17 protein-coding genes, 1 tRNA gene and 1 pseudogene are annotated in these 22,773 nt (G+C 56.4%); 11 read left to right on the top strand and 8 right to left on the bottom strand.

Annotation, left to right across the window (positions count from 1 at the left end):
• Window positions 1-130 precede the first annotated feature (130 nt).
• The 4 genes and pseudogenes from GOX45_RS14280 to GOX45_RS14265 all read left to right on the top strand — a co-directional run.
• A complete protein-coding gene (locus GOX45_RS14280; protein WP_254444505.1) occupies window positions 131-412 on the top strand; it encodes a hypothetical protein in 282 nt (93 codons plus the stop codon).
• A gap of 42 nt (window positions 413-454) precedes the next feature.
• Complete coding sequence (locus GOX45_RS14275; RefSeq protein WP_371808984.1) at window positions 455-1,888, top strand: sulfotransferase; 1,434 nt, start codon at window positions 455-457, stop codon at window positions 1,886-1,888.
• A 62-nt stretch (window positions 1,889-1,950) separates the two neighbouring features.
• A complete protein-coding gene (locus tag GOX45_RS14270; protein WP_171101824.1) occupies window positions 1,951-3,321 on the top strand; it encodes an arylsulfotransferase family protein in 1,371 nt (456 codons plus the stop codon).
• A 254-nt stretch (window positions 3,322-3,575) separates the two neighbouring features.
• Window positions 3,576-3,791, top strand: a pseudogene (locus GOX45_RS14265) (transposase); the annotation flags it as partial.
• 130 nt (window positions 3,792-3,921) lie between these two features.
• Here GOX45_RS14265 and GOX45_RS14260 read toward each other — a convergent pair.
• Window positions 3,922-4,410 carry a thioredoxin family protein gene (locus GOX45_RS14260; protein ID WP_171101823.1) on the bottom strand — a complete coding sequence of 163 codons (489 nt, stop codon included), beginning with the start codon at window positions 4,408-4,410 and terminating at the stop codon, window positions 3,922-3,924.
• A 177-nt stretch (window positions 4,411-4,587) separates the two neighbouring features.
• Between GOX45_RS14260 and GOX45_RS14255 the strand changes: the two genes are divergently transcribed.
• The gene (locus GOX45_RS14255) at window positions 4,588-5,433 is read left to right on the top strand and encodes an alkaline phosphatase family protein (RefSeq protein WP_171101822.1); all 846 of its coding nucleotides are present in this window, start codon (window positions 4,588-4,590) and stop codon (window positions 5,431-5,433) included.
• Here the strand turns inward: GOX45_RS14255 and GOX45_RS14250 are convergent.
• From GOX45_RS14250 to GOX45_RS14230, 5 genes are all read right to left on the bottom strand, one after another.
• Window positions 5,430-6,353 carry an alpha/beta hydrolase gene (locus GOX45_RS14250; RefSeq protein WP_171101821.1) on the bottom strand — a complete coding sequence of 308 codons (924 nt, stop codon included), beginning with the start codon at window positions 6,351-6,353 and terminating at the stop codon, window positions 5,430-5,432. The genes GOX45_RS14255 and GOX45_RS14250 overlap by 4 nt on opposite strands.
• Window positions 6,354-6,366: 13 nt before the next feature.
• Window positions 6,367-8,256 carry an acyl-CoA synthetase gene (locus GOX45_RS14245; RefSeq protein WP_171101820.1) on the bottom strand — a complete coding sequence of 630 codons (1,890 nt, stop codon included), beginning with the start codon at window positions 8,254-8,256 and terminating at the stop codon, window positions 6,367-6,369.
• 154 nt (window positions 8,257-8,410) lie between these two features.
• Entirely contained in the window at window positions 8,411-10,231 is a 1,821-nt protein-coding gene (locus GOX45_RS14240; protein ID WP_171101819.1) for an ABC transporter transmembrane domain-containing protein, read from the bottom strand.
• Window positions 10,232-10,452: 221 nt separating this feature from the next.
• Window positions 10,453-10,527, bottom strand: a tRNA-Gly gene (locus GOX45_RS14235).
• A 149-nt stretch (window positions 10,528-10,676) separates the two neighbouring features.
• Entirely contained in the window at window positions 10,677-11,690 is a 1,014-nt protein-coding gene (locus tag GOX45_RS14230; protein WP_171101818.1) for a LacI family DNA-binding transcriptional regulator, read from the bottom strand.
• Window positions 11,691-11,914: 224 nt separating this feature from the next.
• On the opposite strand from GOX45_RS14230, the gene GOX45_RS14225 reads away from it, so the two are divergent.
• The 5 genes from GOX45_RS14225 (at window position 11,915) to GOX45_RS14205 (ending at window position 17,211) form a co-directional block, all read left to right on the top strand.
• Window positions 11,915-13,219, top strand: coding sequence for an extracellular solute-binding protein (locus GOX45_RS14225; protein ID WP_171101817.1), 1,305 nt, complete (start codon window positions 11,915-11,917; stop codon window positions 13,217-13,219).
• 72 nt (window positions 13,220-13,291) lie between these two features.
• Entirely contained in the window at window positions 13,292-14,173 is an 882-nt protein-coding gene (locus GOX45_RS14220) for an ABC transporter permease subunit (RefSeq protein WP_171101816.1), read from the top strand.
• Between the two features lie 10 nt (window positions 14,174-14,183).
• Window positions 14,184-15,080, top strand: a complete 897-nt coding sequence (gene ugpE, locus GOX45_RS14215; RefSeq protein WP_171101815.1) for a sn-glycerol-3-phosphate ABC transporter permease UgpE — start codon at window positions 14,184-14,186, stop codon at window positions 15,078-15,080.
• A gap of 65 nt (window positions 15,081-15,145) precedes the next feature.
• Window positions 15,146-16,192 (top strand): ABC transporter ATP-binding protein, encoded by a 1,047-nt coding sequence (locus tag GOX45_RS14210; RefSeq protein ID WP_171101814.1) that lies wholly within the window; start codon window positions 15,146-15,148, stop codon window positions 16,190-16,192.
• Entirely contained in the window at window positions 16,189-17,211 is a 1,023-nt protein-coding gene (locus GOX45_RS14205) for an endonuclease/exonuclease/phosphatase family protein (RefSeq protein WP_371808982.1), read from the top strand. Before GOX45_RS14210 ends, GOX45_RS14205 begins: the two co-directional genes overlap by 4 nt.
• Window positions 17,212-17,280: 69 nt before the next feature.
• On the opposite strand, the gene GOX45_RS22270 is transcribed toward GOX45_RS14205, so the two are convergent.
• Together GOX45_RS22270 and GOX45_RS14195 are read right to left on the bottom strand one after the other, a co-directional pair.
• Entirely contained in the window at window positions 17,281-18,531 is a 1,251-nt protein-coding gene (locus GOX45_RS22270; protein ID WP_171101813.1) for a Hint domain-containing protein, read from the bottom strand.
• 235 nt (window positions 18,532-18,766) lie between these two features.
• Window positions 18,767-19,243 (bottom strand): Lrp/AsnC family transcriptional regulator, encoded by a 477-nt coding sequence (locus tag GOX45_RS14195; protein ID WP_171101922.1) that lies wholly within the window; start codon window positions 19,241-19,243, stop codon window positions 18,767-18,769.
• Window positions 19,244-19,345: 102 nt separating this feature from the next.
• Here GOX45_RS14195 and putA point away from each other — a divergent pair, with 102 nt between their 5' ends.
• On the top strand, window positions 19,346-22,747 hold the full coding sequence (gene putA, locus GOX45_RS14190; protein WP_171101812.1) for a bifunctional proline dehydrogenase/L-glutamate gamma-semialdehyde dehydrogenase PutA: 3,402 nt from the start codon (window positions 19,346-19,348) through the stop codon (window positions 22,745-22,747).
• Window positions 22,748-22,773: the final 26 nt, after the last annotated feature.

The following is a 22,773-nucleotide window of genomic DNA, read 5'->3' as shown; positions in this document are numbered from 1 at the left end:
CGATATCGCCCTGCATTGCGCCCGACAGGAACCGATCAATGCCAGTGTGAGAGGATGTGCGGAAGTGTTGACTCATGTCTGAAAAGCAGCAAGCCTCAAGGCGCTGCACATATGCGGCGTGGGAGATTTTATGATTGAGAAAGTAGTAAAAAGTTCCGCACAAATCATCTGCGTTTCTTCGTTCAACTTGCTGAGCCTTTTTTTGCTGAGCGCCGCGACGTTGTTAATGACAGTAGGGCCCGCCGAAGCATACATCGGTCCCGGAGTTGGAGCCGGTGCGATCATCGCTGTCTTTGCGACGATTATCGGTTTGGTGCTGTTGTTTGTCGGGGTGTTGTGGTTTCCCATCCGCCGCAAATTAAGGGCGCGTCGAGAAAAAAACCGCGAGATCGATCCCGAGAGCGCAAAGTAAGTTATTGTGGCAGCTTGGTCTTTACTCACTTCACTATTGGCGGTGATTGCATTCGGCGTCGCTATTATTCGCCTGAAGGTGTTTAATTTGTTTTCATCTTTGACATCCGAGACCTATTCGGGGGTCTCAGCGATGTTCGACCCATCGTTGGAAGAAGAGGAAAAAGAAAAACGCGTCCGACGCGCGGGGCTGCGCCTACTGGGCGGTGCAGCTCAGATCATCCTCGCTTTTGGACTTGCCCTGGCGCTATCTTATCTTCCGCTTCTGCTGGCAGACTGGGCGAACCTGTCGACCATTGAAGAAAGTCTTGCGGTTTTGTTCCGGCTCGATTTTCTAGCGGCTGTTACCGTAGCTGCCCTGCTTGCCGCATGGTTGTTCCGTCCCAGTAAAAATTCGGTTAATGATGATGCCAACGCGCACCAAAGCTCGAACGATCAGAGCATTAACGACAAAACGCTTCACACACTGGCCTTTTCAGGCGCTAGCGTGCTACGTGCAGCAGGCAAACTGGACGATCACTTTGCTGCTCGCAAGATTGCCAACGTCGACATGGCCCCTCCGATATTTGTGACATCGCTCGCGCGCGCAGGTACAACAGCTGTCCTGAATGCGTTATGTGATCTACCCGGGTCTGCCACTCATCTATATCGCGATATGCCCTTTGTCACGGCACCCGTAATATGGTCGCGCCTAAGCGCAAAGCGTGCAGTCACACGGCGCGAGCGGGCGCACGGCGATGGCCTTGAGATTGATCTAGATACCCCAGAGGCCTTTGAAGAAGTTCTGTGGAAGCTTCATTGGCCGGAAAAATACCTAGAGGATGGTATCGAATGCTGGGGTCCAAAAAGTGCGTCTGCGGCGGCAACCGAAGATATCCAGCGCCATTTCAAGAAAATCATCTACCTCAGGCAGTCACAGTCAGAAAGTGGTGACTGGCGCTATGTCTCAAAGAACAATGCGAATATCGCACGTCTGGGTCTACTTCCAAAGATGTTCCCAAGCTGTAAGATCGTTGTTCCTATTCGTCATCCGGCCGCGCATTGTGCATCACTGATGCGTCAGCACGAAAATTTCAAATTTCTTCACCAAAGGGACCCGTTTGTCAAAAAGTACATGCATGACATCGGGCATTTTGAGTTCGGCGAATTGCACCGCCCCCTGTTATTTGAAGGTGTCGATCAACTCGAGAGAAATCTATCGAGTGCGGACTACTGGCTGTCCTATTGGCTTTGCGCGTTTCAAAGCATCGCGCGTCATGCTGACGACGTTATTTTCGTCACTCAAGATGATCTGCGCACCGCGCCCAAGTCGACGATGGACGCGTTAGTGAACCGAGTCGGTTACGCAGATCGACATGACCTGTCAGGCTTCTTTCGAAATGTTCCCGACGAAAGACCCGATACCTTGTTTTCGAAGCCATTGCTCAAACGCGCGACAGATCAATACGAAGCGCTTTCCGCCCTTGCCATAAGATGAATTTAGTCCTGAAATTAAGCGCCAACCAAAAGATAACACCATCATGCTCAGGAGGTTCGTAGATGGAGAAGCTTCTATTTAAGAAAATCGAGGCTTGGGTATTGGTCCTAGTTTTCCTTGGATTTGGTCTCGTGTTGATCGGTTTTGGAACCGTCCTCCGAAACCACATGAATGGGCACGATAAGTATGGCGCGCTTGGCGAACTCGCATTTGGAATCGCGAATCTTCCGTCCAATGCCCGAGATGTCTTCCAGAGTATCAACCACGATCGTATGTCGACGATTTGGGGCGAGGCACCCAGATTTCATGGTCAGGACGGATGGGTTGTACGCGATGAGAACTTGGTTTCTGATCTCACCGGATACATATTGCTAAGCCGCTACGACGGCGTCTCACGCCACCATCGCGTAGAATTGGTAGCGCTTCCAGAATTCGAAATAGTTCACGAGTGGCCCATCGATGCTGAGCTTGTTTTCGCAGATCAGGAGGTTCATCCATTTCACGATCAGTCAGAGGCAATCGACAATGAGATTTTTCGTTCCATTCACCCGCTGGTACTGCCCAATGGAGCCTTGATCGTAAAAGACCACTACACCTCCCTTTTACAAATTGACCAATGCGGTCAACGAACCGCCTTCACAACCGGCGGCTTCCACCATTCTACCGAATTAGGCCCCAAAGGCCTAGTCTGGGTTCCCGGAACACGCCTGCCCACCGAAATAGCCAGGGTTCGATCGGATTTCCGCGATGACACGATTGTCGCCCTGAACCAGGAAGGTGAAGTCGTACTTGAAAGATCGGTTCCAAATATCTTGCTGAAGAATGGGCTGGGGCATCTTCTGTTTTCCATGAGCGGCTCCTATGACCCGGATCCACTTCACCTGAACGATATCCAACCAGTCTATGAAAGCGGACCTCATTGGAAAGAAGGTGATCTATTCTTGAGTATGCGGCACAAATCATTGGTTCTGCTTTATCGGCCTTCGACGGATGAAGTGCTTTGGTATAAAACTGGTCCGTGGCGATTTCAGCACGATGTCGACATACTCGATGAAAATAGAATAGCTATCTATGATAACAGCACGATCAATATACGTGCTTTGCCACAAGTGGATGGCGCTAATAGCATTATGATTTTCGATTTTGAAAAGGGTGTCGTCGAGGATTTATTGCGTAAAGACTTTGAGCGCGCCGAAATTCGTACAATCTCTGAAGGCTTGTTCGACCGAATGGATGACGGCTCTTGGATGGTAGAGGAAGAAAATTTTGGCCGGCTCGTTATCTTGAGCCCTACAGGTGAGATTGCCGCCGAGTACTTTAATGGTGATGGCGGATTGAACACTTACAGAATGGGTTGGAGCCGGTATGTTTCCGAAAGTGACGGTGTAAGAATTGTTATCGAACTGGCAAAAAAAGACTGTTTGCAGCATTAGGCGTGGATGTGTTGCAAACCTTTGGCAATTAACGAGCATGCTTGTTCTTAGGTTTGTGCTAGTCGAATAGTTTTCAAACCGGTTGTAACGCAGTTCCCTGATCCGTGCCGTTTGAGTGCATAATCCATTCGTGGCTTTTTCTCGCGATTAGGTTGCAGTCAATGCCTGCTGAGCGGAGCCCTTGCGAAGATTGACCTGATCCCGTGAAATGTGCTCGATTTGGGTAGCCTGTTCTCCAACTCAGGAGACAGACGATGAAGAGACGCCGTCTCAGTGAAGGACAGATCATTGGCATTCTAAAGGAGCACCAAGCTGATCTGGGCGCAAAGAACTTGTGCCGCAAGTTCGAGATTAACGATGCGACCTTCCACAAGTGGCTATGCGAGTACACCGGAGTGTAGGTGTCTGATGCGCGCCGGTCAAAAGCACTTGAAAGTACGAACACAAAATTGAAGAAGATGCTAACCAAAGGGCAGTGAGTTGGAGTACATCTAAGTCAATTGCTATTCTGAAAAGCTGAACTTGGTGTAGAGTGCGGCATCGGTCGAAATAGGCTCAAAGCAGACAACACTGTTCTAACTGCAAGTTCACCCAATCCTTCTACCCAAACTGCTGAAAGTGACGCACCAGGATGGGTTCCAGTTCCTCTTGATCTCGCATGCCGTGTAGGGTTTCGCGCAATGTGCCCTCACCGTCAAACAACAGCAACGTGACATGCGGGACGCCGTAGCGGTTGGCAAATCCTGCACCGTCTTGCTGGCTGATATCGGCAACCAGATAGAGCATTTCATCCTCGGCGAACTGCTTCATTGCCTTGCGCGCTTCGCGTTGCAGCGCATTGCAGGTCGGGCATTGCGGGTCATGAACCTGCACGACCACTGGCGTACCCTGCCCGACACGCGACAGGTCTTGTTCAGCCTGCATGGCGCGGACCGAGCGCATCATGAAAAAGCTGCCGCCACCCACGACGGCGGCTGCAATTGCGCCGTTGCGCGCCAGCCTTAGAACGTCGCGACGCGATGCGCCTTGCGCGTTCACCTCTTTTGCTTTTTGCAATTGCGCCTTTTTACGTTTCGAAACCTTAGCCATCGTCCGACCTGTTCATTTTCCTAGGGCAGAACTGTATTCGCTTACGCTGTTGAGCGCGTTCACAATCGCGGCATGTGGCGGATGCGATCTGGTTGCAAAAGATGTCGCTTTTTGCGTTGCCGATGACCGCGAGGCGCGTCAAACAGACGTCACCAGCATTGAACAAGGACGCCGGATATGGACCGCAAACTGCTGCTGATCATCCTTGACGGAGTGCCTTACCGCAACTTCCGCCGTTTGTTTGGCAATCTTGAGGGCTGGGTCGACAGCGGCGCGGCCCGCAGTTGGAAACTGCGCTCGGTTCTGCCTTCAACTTCGGCCAGTTGCTATGCCTCGATCCATACGGGTGTGACACCGCAGGAGCATGGTTGTACCGGGAACGGAAATGTCTTTCGGTTGGGTCACAAAGATATCTTCAGCCAGGTGCGCGCAGCAGGTGGCATTACAGGTGCCGTGACCCACAGCTTCTGGTCCGAGTTTTTCAATCGCCATCCCTTCGACTATGTGCGCGACGTGGAATATGACGAGCCCGAAAGCTCGACCATCAATCATGGTCGGTTCCATTCGATGACCGGCTATGGCAAAGCCAATCAGATGACACCGTCAGATGTCGATCTTTTTGGCACGCTCACCAATCTGTGCCTGCGCTTTGGCCTTAACTACGGCATCCTGCACAGCTGCACTCTGGACAGTATGGGCCACCGGTTCTTCCATGATTGCGCTGAAATGGATCACGCCTGTTTCGTCATGGACGAGATGCTGGCCCCTTTCATCCCGCGCTGGCGGCAACTGGGGTACGAGGTGATCGTGACCGCCGACCACGGGCAAGACGCGCGCGGGCATCATGGCGGGCGCGACCCGCTGCAACAGGAAACGGCGCTATACTACTTTGGTGACGCGGACGGGCCAGAGGCCGATACGGTGATCGACCAGTTGCAATTGGCGCCGACGATCCTGAACCGCCTTGGCGCACCGGTTGCAGATACGATGAAAGCTGAACCGTTTATCATCGGGGCCCACTAATCATAGGGCCAGATCCCCTGCCCCAAAGCCTCAATAGCGACCGAGATCCGCTCGAAACTGTCCGCCGCCCTTTTCACAGTCATACGCGCCCGTAGGTATCCGTGGACAAGACCGGGTTCGTTGATCCAATGGGCATGGCCACCTGCTGCCGTGATCCGATTACAGTATTCGGGACCATCATCACGGATCGGGTCGCAATCAGCAGTGACAACCACGGTTGGTGGCAGGTGCGAAAAATCGGTGTCATGCAGAGGTGCGTATGTTGGATCACCGTCCGCGGTGCCGTCTGCACAGCGGATAGTTTCGTAGAATTTTATGTCATCCAGCGTCAAAAGCGGTGCATGGGCGTGTTCGACATACGACCCCTTGGTTCGATCTCCGCCCAAACCCGGATAGATCAGCACTTGCCCCAGTATCTCAAGGCCCTGCCCGCGCGCGTGATGCGCTGTCGCCGCAGCCAGGTTGCCACCCGCGCTGTCACCGGCCAGGATCAACGGATCACCAAATTCAGCAGCAGCCCAGCCTGTCGCAGCCCATGCGTCCTGAAACTGCGCCGGGTGGACATTTTCCGGGCACAACCGATAGTCGACCGACACGACGCGATACCCTGTTTGCGCACAAATCTCGGCGCAGACATCATCGTGGCTGTCCAAACCGCCCACGACAAAACCTCCGCCGTGGAAATAGACGACGGTGCGTGTGGGGTGGCCTGCGGTATAGACACGTACGGAAACACCGTCTGCCGAAAGGTCTTGTGTCGCAACCCCAGCGGGACGCGGTTGTCTAAAGTCAGCGCACATTGCGTCATAGACGCGCCGCTGATCGGCAACAGTCATATCGACCGCATCGTCGGGATAGCTTTCAGCCGTGCGACGAATGAACGCCCAGGTCTCTTCGTCGATCAGGCGTTCATAGTCCATTGTCCCTCCGGGTTTAGCTTGACCACTCCCACGGCCGGGTAAAGGCGCCCAGCACTTTGGCAACATCGTCTTCCGAAGTTCCGTTCGCGTCAAGCTGCGCGACAAGTCCGCGCTTTTTGTCGTCGATGACCGAGACCACCCGTGCGGCGACGCCTGCCTCATCGAGCGCTGCGTTATAGACGCGTGTGATCGCCTGCTTGCGCAGGTCAGGCTTGAACACCTTGCCAACGGCAGTTTTCGGCAGCTCGTCCAAAATGGTCATATGCTTGGGCTGTGCGGCCCGTTCGTGAACATGCACCTTACAGTATTCCATCAATTCCTGTTCGGTCGCCGAGGCCCCATCGACCAGTTCGACAAAGGCGCAAGGCACCTCGCCCGCATGGGCATCCGGCTGACCAATGGCTCCGGCAAAGGCTACGGCCTCGTGCCCCAGCAACGCCTCTTCGATCTCGGCAGGATCGATATTGTGCCCACCCCGGATGATCAGATCCTTGGCGCGGCCCGTGATCCAAAGATAGCCATCCTCGTCAAACCGCCCCAGATCACCAGTGCGCAGATATTTATCGAAGTGATACAGCCCCACGTTCTTATCGGCTTCGGTATAGGTATTGCCTGGATAGACGCCAGGGTTCGAGATGCAGATCTCACCGATCTGATCGGTGCCGCATTCTGTCGGACCATCGGTCCCATCCTGCAGGATTTTGACGTCTGTATAGGGGAACGGGATACCGATCGAGCCGATTTTCTTTTCACCATCAACCGGGTTGCACGACACCAGACATGTCGCTTCGGTCAGGCCATAGCCTTCGACAATGGTGACACCCGTCGCCTCTTCGAAACGCCGAAACAACTCGACCGGCAGCGGGGCAGAGCCCGAGAAGGCCGTTTTCACACTCGAGATATCTGCATCGACCGGGCGCTGCATCTTGGCCGATATCGCCGTTGGTACCGTGATAATGAACGAGACTTTCCAGCGTTCGATCAGTTTCCAGAAGTTGTCGAAAACCCCGTCCCCGCGATAGCCTGCAGGCGTGGGGAAAATGACATGCGCACCCGACGACACGGCCGCCATCACGATCACATGGACGGCGAAGACATGGAACATCGGCAATGGGCACATGATGACGTCATTTTCGTCGAAAAGCAGCGTATTGCCCAACCAGCCGTTGTAGATGAGGCCGGAATACTTGTGCTGTGCAACCTTTGGCATGCCTGTTGTTCCACCCGTATGGAAGTAACAGGCAACGCGGTCCTCGGCACCGTCAGCGAATGTCAGCGTTGTCGGCTGTTTGTTCAGTTCCGCATTGAAATTCTTGTAATCCGCATGGGCCAGGTTTTCTTTGTCGCCCATCTTGGGGCGCAGGAAAGGGACAAGCCAAGACTTTGGCGGCGTGAGATAACGGTTCAGGTCAATTTCCAGAATGGTATTCACAGCGGGCGCATGACGCACGGCTTCCGCGACCTTTTGGGCCACGTCCGTCTTGGGGAAAGACTTCAGCGTCACCACAACCTTGGCCCCAGTTTCACGCAGGATGGCAGCGATCTGTTCGGGCTCGAGAAGTGGGTTGATCGGGTTCACGATCCCCGCAACGGCACCCCCCATCATGGTCACCAACGTCTCGTTGCAGTTGGGCAGCACATAGGCCACCACATCCTTTTCCCCTACACCCAATGACCGGAACAGGTTGGCTGCCTGATTGACCTTGCCCAGCAATTGCGACCAGGTCAGGGTCTCGGCCTTGTCGGTCGGGCCGGACAAAAGCTGAAAGCTGATGGCATTGTGGTCGGGGAACTTTTGCGCCGTGCGTGACAAAAGTTGATGGAATGTGACCGGCAGGTCCCTATCTTCCCACGGCATTTCCTGTTCAATGCGCGCCTTGTCTTCCTTACCTACAAAGGCCATGTGTTTCCTCCCATTCTCTCCCGCTGTGCGCAGGGGATCATTGCCCTTTCCAAGATGGGAGCAAATCAAACCGCGCGCAAGCAACGGCTTAGCCCTGAAGCGCAAGAAAGAGTAGAATAACGCTACGGCCAACCGCAAATGCCCGCGCGTCAACTTAGGCGGCGACGACACCATCCGTGAATTGCAGGCGCGCCAGACGGGCATACAGACCATCCTGAGCAACCAGATCATCATGGGTACCCTGAGCCACGATCCGGCCGTCTTCCAGCACCACGATCCGGTCGGCCTTTTTCACCGTTGCCAGCCGGTGCGCAACGATCAGTGTTGTTCGCCCGGCGCGCATTTGGTCGAAAGCGCCCTGCACGGCGCGTTCGCTTTCGGCATCCAGCGCCGAGGTCGCCTCATCCAGAAGCAAAACCGGGGCGTCCCGCAATATGGCGCGCGCAATGGCAATGCGTTGCTTTTGTCCGCCTGACAGCATCACACCGCGTTCACCGACAAAACTGTCATAGCCTTCTGGCAGCGCCGCAATGAAATCATGCGCGTCGGCGGCGCGGGCAGCGGCCTCTACCTCGGCATCTGAGGCATGCAGCCGGCCAAACCGGATATTATCGCGCGCCGAGGCGGCGAAGATCACCGGGTCTTGTGGCACCAGTGCGATGTGTTGGCGGAAATCCGAACGGCGCAGCTCCCGTAGATCGACCCCGTCCAAGGTGACCTGCCCCTGCTCGGGATCGTAAAAGCGTTGAATAAGCTGAATGACGGTGGTTTTCCCCGCGCCCGAAGGACCCACAAACGCAACCGTCTCACCCGGCTGAACTGTCAGTGTCAGATTATTCAGCGCAGCGGTTTCAGGGCGCGAAGGGTAATGGAAGGTCACATCATGAAACCCGATTTCACCACGCACCGGCGTCGGCAACATTTGCGCCGTTGCAACATCGGTTACCGTGTCACTGGCATTCAGCAACTCGACCAACCGTTCAGTCGCGCCTGCGGCGCGCTGCAATTCGCTCCAGATTTCCGACAGCGCGGCGACCGATCCCGCCATGATGATCGAGTAGATCACGAACTGGATCAGAACGCCTTCGGTCATCACCCCGTTGCGCACATCATTGGCCCCCATCCACAACACGCCGACGACACCGGAAAACACCAAAAAGATCACGATGACCGTCAGGACCGCGCGCGCCTGAATACGCCGTAACGAGACGCGGTACGAGGTTTCCGTCATCTCGGAAAACTGGCTGCGGCTTTCTTGTTCGTGGGTAAAGGCCTGCACGGTCTGAACCGCGCCCAACGCCTCGCCCGCATTGCCGGACGAGGCAGCAATCCAATCCTGGTTTTCGCGGCTGATCGCACGCAAACGGCGACCCAGCACCAGGATCGGGACAATGACAATGGGGATCAGCAGCAAAACCAGCAAAGTCAGTTTGGCCGAGGTCAGCAGCATCAGCACAAGCCCGCCAAAGAACATCAACATATTGCGCAGCGCGATGGACACAGAGGATCCCAGAACCGATTGGATCAGCGTGGTGTCCGTGGTGATACGGCTCAGGACCTCTCCGGTCATGATGCGTTCGTAGAATTCGGGGCTCATACCGATCACGCGGTCAAAGACCGCTTTGCGAATATCGGCCACAACCCGTTCCCCCAAACGCGTCACCAGCGCATAGCGAATGCCGGTACCAACCGCGAGAACGGCAGCGATACCCAGCGCGGCCAGAAAATACCAGTCCAGCAGCTCGCCATCTTCGATACGGAAATGATCGACCACACGCCGCACCGCCACTGGCAGTGTCAGCGTCATCCCCGCCGTCACGATCAAGGCCAGCGTCGCCCCGATCATCAGCACCTTGTAAGGACGCATGAAAGGCCATAACGAGGCTAGCACGCCGAACTTCCTGGAACCTTCACGCTCTTGGTCTGCACCCGGAGCGGGCATGTTGGCTCGATTTGCGGAAGGTGGTCTTGCCATGTTTGGCCCTTGTTCGATTATCTGTCACACGGGTTCGCACGTGTTGATCAGCTTCTTGGCTGCGCCGACGCGCAGCGTCAAGCTTATGGTGGATATTCGGTGTTGGGCTAAGGCCATTTGACGCAACGCGTCGCCCGCGCTCGATCCAAATACTCACCGAAAGGTCGAAACCGCAAAAGCGCGGAACGTGTTTGTCAAACAATGGATCAAGCTGAGTGTTTTGGAGCGGGCGGCGGGAATCGAACCCGCTTCATCAGCTTGGAAGGCTGAGGTAATAGCCAGTATACGACGCCCGCTCAGCCTGCGCGGGTTTATGTCATACCCAAGACGAGGTCAAGTGGATCATCGTCGGAGTTTCGCGCAATTTCAGCCAGACCTGTTTCATTGGGATGCTCCCGAAAATCAGCGTCGATCCGACGTCAGATTTCAAACTAAAGAAGCCGCGCTAATGAGTTTCCCGCAATACGATCTCGGGCATGACCGTCACGGTTTTTGCAGGCCTTTCCGGCGCGGTAATACGCCTTTGGATCAGATCCAGGATCGTTTCGACCACCAAATCGATCGGATTTTGAACCGTCGTCAACGCGAACATGGGCCACCGCGCCATCTCGGCGTCATCGAAACCGATGACAGACATCTGGTTTGGGACATCTATGTTGCAAGACCGAAGCGCCCCCAACGCGCCGATGGCCGACGCATCATTGGCACAAATCAGCGCGTCGATGGTCTCACCTGAAGCGATCATTGCCTGCGCCGCTGCAAATCCCCCGTCGACCGTAAAATCGCCGGGATGCTCAAAGCTCAGGCTCAGTCCAGCCTGATCCAATGTCTCGATCAGACCCCGCCGCCGCTGATCGGACGAGAAAAAGCCTTGGGGCCCGCTTATGAACCCAAACTTTTTTCGACCTTTGGCCAAAAGCAGTTCGGTGGCTTTGCGCATTCCAGCCGCGTTTTCGCAACAGACAGCGTCAGCTTTTGCGTTCTCGATGCTACGGCCATAACAGATCATTGGTATGTTTAGTTTGCCGCAGCGATCGACCAAAGCCTCGGTCATGCTGCCGCCACGAACGACAATCGCATCCAAGGGAAACCGCAGCGCGTCTTCGACGGTGATTCCCGAAGCGGTCTGCGATCCGGTGATGACCAAGGGCCAAAACCCCTGCCGGTTCAGACCTTCACACAGTCTGAGGACAAAGTTGCTGTCATGCACATTTCGAACATCTCCCGCAACAACCGCAACCAGGCGCGATGCACCACCTTGCAAAGTGGCTGCAAGCGCGTTGGGCTGATACCCAAGCTCGGCTGCGGCTTTGACGATTTGCTCTCGTTTTTGGGCGTCAACATAGCCACCGTCGTTCAGCGCACGCGAGACCGCTGATCGCGACACTCCGGCCAGATCCGCTACCATCTGCGCTGTGACACGCTTTGGCCGCACTGGGCTGTCAGAGTTTCCCGCCATGTTCAATCTGCTCCTTCGGGCGACGCAAATGTAACAAACTCGAATCCAAAACGTCGCAGTTCCGTTACAAAACGAGTCTATGTGAACACGTGTGCACATTCGTGCATTCGGGGGCAAGTTCTTTTCCCTTTCCACAATTCAATCGGACGCCGGACGCTTGGAAAAAACCAAGGTTCGCGTCCGATATCGCCCCGTTTTGCGGGCAAACTACATGGAGTAGCTAAATGAAACTTCTCAAACTCGGCGCTGCAAGCCTCGCCCTGTCATTTGCAGGCCAGGCAGCTTTCGCGGAAACGGAAATCACCTTCTGGCACGCGATGGGCGGCCAATTGGGTGAAACGGTGAATCAGCTGGCCGAAGATTTCAACGCCAGCCAGGACGACTATAAGATCACCCCGGTCTTCAAAGGCTCGTACGAAGAGACGCTGACCGCTGGTATCGCTGCTTTCCGTGCCGGTGAACAACCCAACATCATGCAGGTGTTTGATGCAGGTGCTGCCACCGTGATCGGCGCAAAGGGCGCGACAATCCCGGTTCAGGATCTGCTGGCCGACAATGGTGTTGATTTCGACATCAACGACTATATCGCCGGTGTCCGTTATTTCTATGCCGACAGCGACGGCAAAATGATCGGGATGCCGTTCAACTCGTCAACTCCGATCCTCTATTACAATGTTGACGCGCTGGAAAAGGCCGGCGTCACCCCGCCCAAGACCTGGGAAGAGTTCCAAGAGGTCACCGCGCCAGCCCTCAAGGATGCCGGTTACATCGCGCTGAGCCAGTCGCACCTGCCCTGGATCTTCACCGAGAACTTCTTCTCGCGCCACAACCTGCAATTTGCGTCGAACAACAACGGCTATGATGGCACCGACACCGAGATCATGATTGATCATCCGGCGATCAAAGCTCATTTCACCGCCCTGACCGATTGGCAGGACAAAGAGTTCTTTGAATGGTATGGCACCGGCTGGGGCGACAACGCCAAGCCGTTTGAAGATGGTGAAGTTGCCATGTGGTTGGGCTCGTCAGGTTCCTTTGGCGGTCTGGTTGCCAAAGATCTGGGCTTTGAGTTCTCGGCCACGATGCTGCCTTACTGGGAAGCAGTAGCCGCCGAGCCCACCCAAACCTTTATCGGTGGCGCCGCTCTGTTCGCGATGGCGGGCAAGTCTGACGAAGAAAACAAGGCCACTGCGGAATTCTTCCGCTTCCTGACCGCAGCCGACACCCAGTATTTCTGGCATGAGGCAACCGGTTATGTGCCGATCACGAATGCGGCCTATGCGCTGGCCAAAGAAGACGGCCACTACGAAAAGTTCCCGGCCGCCGAGGTTGGCATCGAACAGCTCAGCCTGCCTGCTGGTGAGTTTACCCGCGGTTATCGCATGGGCTTTTACGTCCAGATCCGTGACGTGATGAACCGCGAATACGGCCGCATCCTGACGGGTGAGACCACCGTGGACGAAGCGTTCGCGACCATCCAGGAAGAAGCCAACCAGCTGCTCGAGCGCTTTGCGCGTACGCAAGGCTAATCGCCTTCTCCAAAACCTTATCAATGGCCGCACCTGTGTCGGCCATTGACCTTTGACTGCAAGGGGCTCGACGTGAAACGCGCCGGATTTACAAATGTTTGGCTACCGGTGGCACTGTTGCTGCCTCAGCTGACGATCATCGCGATCTTTTTCTATTGGCCTGCGAGCTGGGCGATCCAGTCGTCCTTTTATCTACAAGACCCGTTCGGCTTCGGCGCGACTTTTGTGGGTGCCGAGAACTATACCGATCTTGTCAAAAGCTCCGAATATCTGCGCACAACCTGGTTCACGCTGATCTTTACGGCTTTGGTCACCTTCTTCTCGCTTGCCATCGCTTTGCTTTTGGCGGTGAAGGCAGACAAAGTCATACGCGGGGCCCGAACCTATCGCACCTTGCTGATGTGGGTCTATGCCATCGCACCACCTGTGGCGGGTTTCATGGGCATCTTGCTGTTTCACCAACACAATGGGCCGCTGACGGATTTCTTCCAGGCCCTGGGTTGGGATTTCCGCATTCTGGTCGACAATACCTCGACCGCGACGGCCTATGTGATCATCGCCGTCTGGAAGCAGGTGCCGGTCAATTTCATCTTTTTCTTGTCGGGGCTGCAATCCATTCCCCGCTCGGTCCGCGAAGCGGCCATGATCGACAACCGATCAGGTACGCGGCGTTTTTGGGATATCACCTTCCCGCTGCTGGCACCCACCGGCTTTTTCCTGTTGATCATCAATATCACCTACGCCCTTTTCGACACCTTCGGCATCATCGACACGCTTGTCAAAGGTGAACCTGGCAACAACCCCATGACCCTTGTCTACAAGGTCTATATGGACGGTTTCCGCGGCAACGATCTGGGCGGATCCTCGGCGCAATCGGTTGTGCTGATGGTTGTTGTCCTTGTTTTGACGGTCTTTCAGTTCCGGCTGATCGAACGCCGTATTCACTATAGTTAAGAGGTGCCCCATGGCGATCGCTGAAAGCACTGACATCACCACCCCCGCCCCGCGCCGCCCGATCCGGTGGGAGCCGATCTTTGACCACACGATCCTGATCCTGGGCGCCCTGTTCATGCTGGTTCCTGTGGCGCTGATCTTCATCACTTCGACCCACAGCGCGGTGGATATTGCGCGCAACGGGATCCAATTCCTGCCCGGCGACCACTTTGCCGAGAACTATGGCAAGGCCATGTTTGAAAAAGGCGGGTTTACCGCGACCGTCGACGGGATGGTGATGCTCAAGAACTCGATGATCCTGGGCTTTGGTTTTGCCATCGGCAAGATCATCATCTCGATGCTGGCCGCCTATGCGCTGGTCTACTTCCGGCTGCGCTTTGCCACCTTTGCCTTCTGGATCATCTTCACCACGCTGCTTTTGCCGCTGGAAGTGCGGATCCTGCCCTCGTTCGAGGCGATTCAACGCCTGGGGCTGGCGAACACCTATTCCGGTCTGATCATCCCATTGATTGCTTCAGCGACGGGGACGTTCTTTTTCCGTCAATTCTTCCGCTCGGTCCCCGAAGAGCTGGCCGAAGCCGCGCGCATTGACGGAGCCGGGCCGGTGAAGTTCTTCATCGATATTCTGGTGCCCCTGTCCCAGACCATGATCGCGGCGATCTTCATCATCATGTTCGTGTTCGGCTGGAACCAGTATCTGTGGCCCACACTGATCACCACCGATGAGGGGCTGTTCACCCTGGTGCGCGGCATCAAGCAGATCTACCAGTCAATGATCGATGCAAACTCGATCCCCGAATACGGCCAGGCGCTGGCGCTTGCCATCATCGCGATGCTGCCACCGGTTCTGATCGTGCTCTTCTTTCAGAACTGGTTCGTCAAGGGCCTGACCGAGTCCGACAAATAGGCCCCATGCTTCAGACATAACTCGCCCACAGGCCGCTTGGCACGCGGGCACAAAAGGAAACCGAAATGGCAAATGTTACTCTGGCCCAGGTCGGCAAGACCTATCCAAACGGGTTTGAAGCCGTCAAACCGGCAAATATCCAGATCAAAGATGGCGAATTCGTTGTGCTCGTTGGGCCCTCGGGCTGTGGCAAATCCACCCTGTTGCGGATGATCGCTGGGCTGGAAGAGATCACCACTGGTGATCTCAAGATCGGTGAGACACGTGTGAATAACGTTGACCCGGCCAACCGCGATATCGCGATGGTGTTCCAGAACTATGCGCTCTACCCGCATATGACCGTGCGCAAGAATATCGGCTATGGCCTCAAGAATCGCGGCACCTCGGCACCCGATATAGAGGCCAAGGTTCAGGAAGCGGCCAAGATGCTGAACCTGACCGAGTTGCTGGATCGCAAACCCTCGCAACTTTCGGGCGGTCAACGGCAGCGTGTGGCCATGGGGCGCGCAGTAGTGCGCGACCCGGCGCTGTTTTTGTTTGACGAGCCGCTCTCGAACCTGGATGCCAAGCTGCGCAACCAGATGCGGATTGAAATCAAGGCGTTGCAGCGCCGTTTGGGCGTGACTTCGATCTATGTGACCCATGATCAGGTCGAAGCCATGACCATGGCTGACCGGATCATTGTTCTGAACGGTGGCGAGATCGAACAGATCGGCACCCCGGCCGAGATCTATCACAACCCCGCCTCGACCTTTGTGGCCTCGTTCATGGGCGCACCGCCGATGAATCTGCTGGACGCGCGCGTCGAAGCCGGTGAAATCCGTGTCAATGGCAGCACCGTGCTGGGCACCGCGCAGACAAGCGCACAAGGCCCGGTGCAGTTGGGCGTGCGCCCCGAGGATGTGGTGCTGTCCGAGCAGGGACAAACGCCATTTGCGGTTTCGATCGTTGAGGAGCTTGGCGCACACCGCCTGTTGCATGGCGAGCTTGGCGGCCAGCCCTTTACCGTCCATGTGGGCAAGGATGTCGAGGCCGCGCCCGGTGTGACCAACATAACCCTGCGACCAGAGACGTTGCATCTGTTTGATACGCAAACGGGGAAATCCTTGTGATCACCAACATTCTTTCAGACCTGCCGACAATCTCAGAGGCAGAGCGCACCCGCATTTTGACCTCACCGCGTACTGCGGATGCTCACAAATCTTTGTTGGCAAATATTCCCGCTATGAATGCCGTACAGCTGGGCGGCACCGCATCTGCCGACACGTTGCCCGCTGAACTGACAATTGTGGCCTGGAATGTGGAACGCTGCCTCTTCCCCGAGGCCTCTGCACAGCACCTTTCGCCCCTGAAGCCGGATGTGATCCTGTTGTCAGAGGTCGATCACGGCATGGCGCGCACGGCACAGCGCCACACCACGGCAGAGTTCGCCGCAGAAATGGGCATGGCCTATGCGTTTGCCGTCGAGTTTCATGAGCTTGATCTCGGTGGCCCCACGGAACGCGCTTTGTGCATCGACAGTTTCAACACCAAGGGGTGGCACGGCAACGCGATCTTATCCTCGGTACCGTTCTCGCGCACCGCGATGGTGCGTCTGGATGAAGCGGGCCACTGGTTTGCAGCCGAGTCGGGTGCATCTGACCCCGAACAGCCACGCGTGGGCGGTCGCATGGCGATTTTGGCCGAATTGCCGACCGAAAACGGGCCGCTGACCGTGGTGTCGACCCATTTGGAAAGCAACGCAGACAGCTGTTTTCGCCTGCGCCAATTCGAGATTTTGCTGGACGCGATTGAGGACTTTTCGCCCACCGGACCTGTTGTGATTGGCGGTGACCTGAATACCGGCAACCATGTGCCACCCGATTTCGACTGGCGCGGAGAACAGCTGTTTCAGGCGGCAGAAGCGCGGGGCTATAGCTGGGACTTTACCGCCGAAGGGCATACCACGCGGCCAAGCCTGATTACGCCGCACCCGGACCGCGTGATGAAGCTGGATTGGATTGCTGGCCGGGGTGTTTCGCCGGTCGAAGTTGGCAAGGTGGCTTCGCTTGACGCAACCAACAGGCCCCTGTCGGATCACGATGCGGTCTGGTCACGTATCTCGCTGTCTGCCTCTGAGGACATGTCCTGAGGCCAACAAGCGGTTGAAATTCATATGCGGCTTGAAACAGCGCCAAGCCATTGGCATTTGGTCATCAAGCTAGATCAAAAGCGAAGCTTCAGCATTTCGCAGAAACGGGCGCGCGGGTATTGGCGCGCCCTTTTTTGTCGCCAGTTCCGGAAAAATTTCGATCAATTCATCATAGACGGCGCGGTCGGCGTGCAAGATATGTTCACCTGCGAAAAAGCTTTCAAGCCGTGCCCCTTCGCACTCCACAATCTCGTGCCGGTCGAACATGATATGTACATAGTTGACAGTTTCACACGGGGCTTGTCGGATCGTCTCACCATCACATAAGTGCTTTGCCGCGCACAACATTTCGTCGCTGTGAAAGAACAGCTCACACCGCCAGCCCGACACCAGAACACGGTGCTGTGGCGAAACGCACAACGCACGTCGGTTGCCGATCGCACCGGGTTCAAAGCGGATCGGAGCATGTTTACCTTGGCCGTCGACCGAGCGCTTTCCAATCCACCGGACAGGCTGCGCACCATTGTCCAACGTTTCTACAAGATCACCGACCTCAAGCTCTTCGATCGGGCGTTCGCCTTCGGGTGTTCGGATCAGGGTTCCAGCCGTGAAACATGCAATTTCAACATTCTCGATGTTTACATAAGTGAATGTCCGCCCGTTCGGCAGCGTGGCCGTCCCGCCACTGGCACCTGGTGAAAACGGCGCAAAGGTTGATCCGGCTGGCAGGATAAGCGTGTCGTTTCCGCTCCCGCCGGTTACGAAAGTCGTATTCAATCCAGCGTGAATGGTATCGGCCCCAGATCCGCCATCCAGGTTCCCACTGCCATCCTCGGCAAAAAGCGTATCGCTTCCGGCACCACCGCTGAGGATATTATTGCCAGACCCGCCGCGCAGGATGTCATCGCCTGCATTTCCGAAAATATTGTTGTTTCCAGACCCGCCTTGAAGGGTATCATTGCCCTGGCCACCCCGGATACTTCCACCGAGTGAGCCCGTATCGGTCAGGGTATCGTCACCCGCACCACCGCTGTACCCACCCGCATTCAGACCAACAGAACCACTTATGTTGTCGTCGTTGGCATTGCCTGTATATTCAACAAATTGGCTAAACGACCCCCCGGCCAGATCGGCGTCTGTGTAGGTCGTAACAGTACCCGTTCTGGTATCCGTGAACGTAATTGAGTTCCCGGTCATGGTGACCTGGATGCTTCGGCTCAACCCGGATGCATCTATAGTACTGTCAGGACCAATATCCTGCGCAGCCCAGAACGCGGGATCTGTCGTGTCAGCATCGGTAAGAGTAATAAAAACTGGCATTGTTTCATCCACCTTTCGACGCTGGCGAGGCCGTATACACTACCGTTTGAGTTGCATCGTAGCTCAATAGGCCATCTATTCCAATCTATAGGCGGATGTTTCAATACATTGACGAAACGCTGCGCAATAATAGTGACCGCTTGGTGAAATCCTGCTCAGTTTAGCCACCACTTGGCGATGATCACCGTGCGTAGCAACCTTGTTCCGCTCCGTAAATTTCTACGCTCTCATCGGGTTACAAAGACCCAAGCATTCCGGTTTCTTTGACTGCTTCCATCGCAACAAAGGTGGATGTGCTGGCCACATGCGGAAGGCCCGAGATCTTTTCCGCCAATACAGCCCGATAGTCCGACATCGACCTTGTGCGAACCTTGAGAAGGTAGTCAAAGTTTGACGCGATCATATGGGCCTGCTCAATCTCGGGGATCTTGCGAACCGCTGCGTTGAACTCGCTCAGCGCTTTTTCGCGTGTGTCTGACAGTCGGACTTCTACAAAAGCCACGTGATCCAGTCCCAGCCGGATGGGATCCAGGATCGCGCGATACCCAGTGATGTAGCCTTCGGCCTCAAGTCGTTTCAACCGGGCCTGCGTCGGCGATTTCGACAGGCCAATACGCCGAGCGATATCGGCAACGGGAAGCCGTCCGTCTTCGGCCAGAATCGTCAGGAGCGACTGATCAAATCGATCAAGCCCCGGAAAGTCTTTTTGCATCGACCAGCTCATGAAATTCAGTTCAACAACCCACACAATAGCAAAGAACAGGCGATTGTCCCGTGAAATCGCGGATATACTCCTCAAAAGCCCGGAGGATCCATGTCTCATTCGCTACGCAGCCAGATAGATGCCTTGACCTATGCTGACCAAGACAAAGTGTTGGCGCAGCTTGTTGAAGATGCAAAGCTCAGCCACGCGGATCGCAAGGCGATCTGTGACGTTGCTGCCCGGTTGGTACAAGATATCCGCTCAGCCAGTTCGCCCGGCCTGATGGAGGAGTTTCTGGGCGAATACGGCTTGTCGACCGATGAAGGCGTGGCGCTTATGTGTCTGGCAGAGGCGCTGTTGCGCGTGCCTGATGTCGATACGATTGACGCGCTGATCGAAGACAAAATCGCACCGTCGGACTGGGGCAAGCATCTGGGCCAATCCTCCTCTTCGCTGGTGAATGCATCAACCTGGGCGCTGATGCTGACGGGCCGCGTGTTGGACGAAGACAAAACCTCACCCGTCAGCGCATTGCGCAGCGCGATAAAGCGCCTGGGCGAGCCGGTGATCCGCACCGCTGTCAGCCGCGCGATGAAAGAGATGGGTCGCCAATTCGTCTTGGGGGAAAACATCAAATCAGCCATGACCCGTGCTCGGGGCATGGAGGGCAAGGGCTATACCTATTCCTATGACATGTTGGGGGAGGCCGCCCGGACCGAAGCCGATGCGGCGCGCTACCACCTGTCCTATTCGCGCGCCATTGCTGCAATTGCCGAGGCCTGCACGCAGGATGACATCCGGGCAAACCCCGGCATCTCGGTCAAGCTTTCCGCCCTGCACCCGCGCTATGAACTGGCGCAAGAGAAGCGTGTGATGGATGAGTTGGTCCCTCGCCTGCGAGCCTTGGCGTTGCTCGCCAAAGCGGCAGGCATGGGATTGAACGTTGACGCGGAAGAAGCCGACCGCCTGTCTCTGTCGTTGCAAATCATCGAAACCGTGCTGGCCGATCCCGCTTTGGCGGGGTGGGACGGGTTCGGCATCGTGGTTCAGGCCTACGGTCCCCGCGCGGGGCTGGTGATCGACACGCTTTACGAGATGGCCAACCGGCATGACCGCAAGATCATGGTGCGGCTGGTCAAAGGGGCCTATTGGGACACCGAGATCAAAAGGGCGCAGGTTGAAGGTATTGACGGGTTTCCGGTCTTTACAAAAAAGGCCGCAACGGATGTGTCCTATATCTCGAACGCGCGCAAACTGCTGGGGATGACGGATCGGATCTATCCTCAGTTTGCCACTCATAATGCCCATACGGTCAGCGCGATCCTACATATGGCCGAGGGCCAACCCTTTGAATTCCAGCGCCTACACGGGATGGGCGAAGCCTTGCACCAATTGGTGTTGGACGCGCATAAAACCCGCTGCCGTATCTACGCACCAGTGGGTGCGCATCGTGACCTTCTGGCTTATCTTGTTCGACGGCTGCTGGAAAACGGCGCGAACTCGTCCTTTGTGAACCAGATTGTTGATGAGGATGTCTCGCCCCAAGAGGTTGCTGCTGACCCGTTTGAATTACTGCAAGCTGGTGGCCCTGATCTGCCCAAGGGGCCAGAGTTGTTTGCGCCGGAACGCCCGAATTCGCGCGGCTTCGATCTGCATCATACGCCAACGCTTGATCTAATCGATGCAGCGAGGATGCCGTTTCAGGACCGCACCTGGCAAGCTGGACCACTGGTGTCGGTCCAATCACAGCCTGGGCCTGAACACCCAGTGGTCAACCCGGCCTTGCCACAAGATCAGCCCGGCACGGTCGCTGCGGCAAGCGCGGAAGATATCGAACTGGCCTTGGCCTCGGCCAGCCCCTGGCGCGCGTCGGCTGCAGATCGAGCGAATGTGCTGAACACCGCCGCAGACCTGTATGAGGCGCATTTTGGCGAATTCTTTGCCCTGCTGGCACGCGAAGCGGGGAAAACGCTGCCCGACGCGGTGGCCGAACTACGCGAAGCGGTCGACTTTCTGCGTTACTACGCGGCGCACATCCCTCAGGCGGATCCGGCAGGTGTCTTTACCTGTATCAGCCCGTGGAACTTTCCGCTGGCGATTTTCACCGGTCAGATTTCGGCGGCATTGGCCACCGGCAACGCGGTCCTGGCCAAACCCGCCCCTCAAACCCCTCTGATCGCCCACCGTGCGGTGCAATTGCTGCACGAGGCCGGCGTGCCCGCTGATGCGCTGCAACTTTTGCCCGGCGGGCCTGAGGTAGGCGCTGCGCTGACATCCGACCCACGGGTTGGTGGCGTCGCCTTTACCGGCTCGACCGCAACGGCCCAGAAAATCCGCGTTGCGATGGCCGAAAACCAGCGCCCGGGGACACCGTTGATTGCAGAGACAGGCGGCTTGAACGCCATGATCGTCGACAGCACCGCTCTGCCGGAACAGGCCGTGCAGTCGATCATAGAAAGCGCCTTTCAATCCGCAGGTCAGCGCTGCTCGGCCTTACGGTGCCTTTTTGTGCAAGAGGATGTCGCCGATGGCGTTTTGACCATGCTGCAAGGCGCGATGGACGCGTTGGCACTTGGCGATCCCTGGCAGATTTCAACCGATTGCGGACCCGTGATTGATGATCAAGCGCGCCAAACAATCACAGCGCATATAAGCAAAGCCCGCGCAGAAGGGCGCGTGCTGAAAGAGCTGCCCGTACCGCAAGACGGCGTATTTGTTGCCCCGACCTTGATCGAGATCGCCAGCATCGCGGATTTGGAACAAGAAGTGTTTGGCCCCGTCCTGCATGTGGTCCGTTTCAAGGCGCAGCAGATCGATCAGGTCATCGCCGACATCAACGCCACCGGATACGGATTGACCTTCGGTCTGCACACCCGGATCGACGACCGGGTGCAGCATGTGACGGATGCCATCCATGCGGGCAATATCTATGTGAACCGCAACCAGATCGGCGCTATTGTCGGATCTCAGCCTTTCGGTGGTGAAGGCTTGTCTGGGACCGGACCCAAAGCGGGTGGGCCAAACTACATGGCACGGTTTTGCGCTCCGGATCGGCAAAGTGTCTCGGGTCAGTGGTCCGACGCGATGACATCGCTGCCGCTGCCCGAGGGCACTCCGACACCGATGCAGACGCACACCCTGCCCGGACCCACAGGGGAATCGAACCGCCTGAGCGAGTTTGCCCGCCCGCCCTTGCTGTGCATGGGCCCCGGCGTTGCTGCCGCACAGGCGCAGGCGGATGCGGTCAAGGCATTGGGCGGAACGGCCATTCGGGCCACGGGGACGCTCGACCCCAAGGTGTTTGAAACACTGGATGGCTTTTCAGGTGTGCTCTGGTGGGGCGACGAGACAACCGCCCGCCAGATTGAAACGCACCTGTCCCGGAGATCAGGCCCGATCCTGCCGTTGATCCCAGGCCTACCTGACCGCGCCCGTGTACTGGCCGAGCGTCATGTTTGCGTGGATACAACAGCGGCTGGCGGAAATGCGGCCCTGCTAGGCGGTGCGGCATAACCGGACCTTGACGCTGGGCCGTGAAA

Origin of the sequence: Ruegeria sp. HKCCD7255 (assembly GCF_013031565.1) — a bacterium.
Taxonomy (GTDB): domain Bacteria; phylum Pseudomonadota; class Alphaproteobacteria; order Rhodobacterales; family Rhodobacteraceae; genus Ruegeria.
Note: the sequence above shows the minus strand (reverse complement) of the source record. Positions and strands in the feature narration are given on the sequence as shown.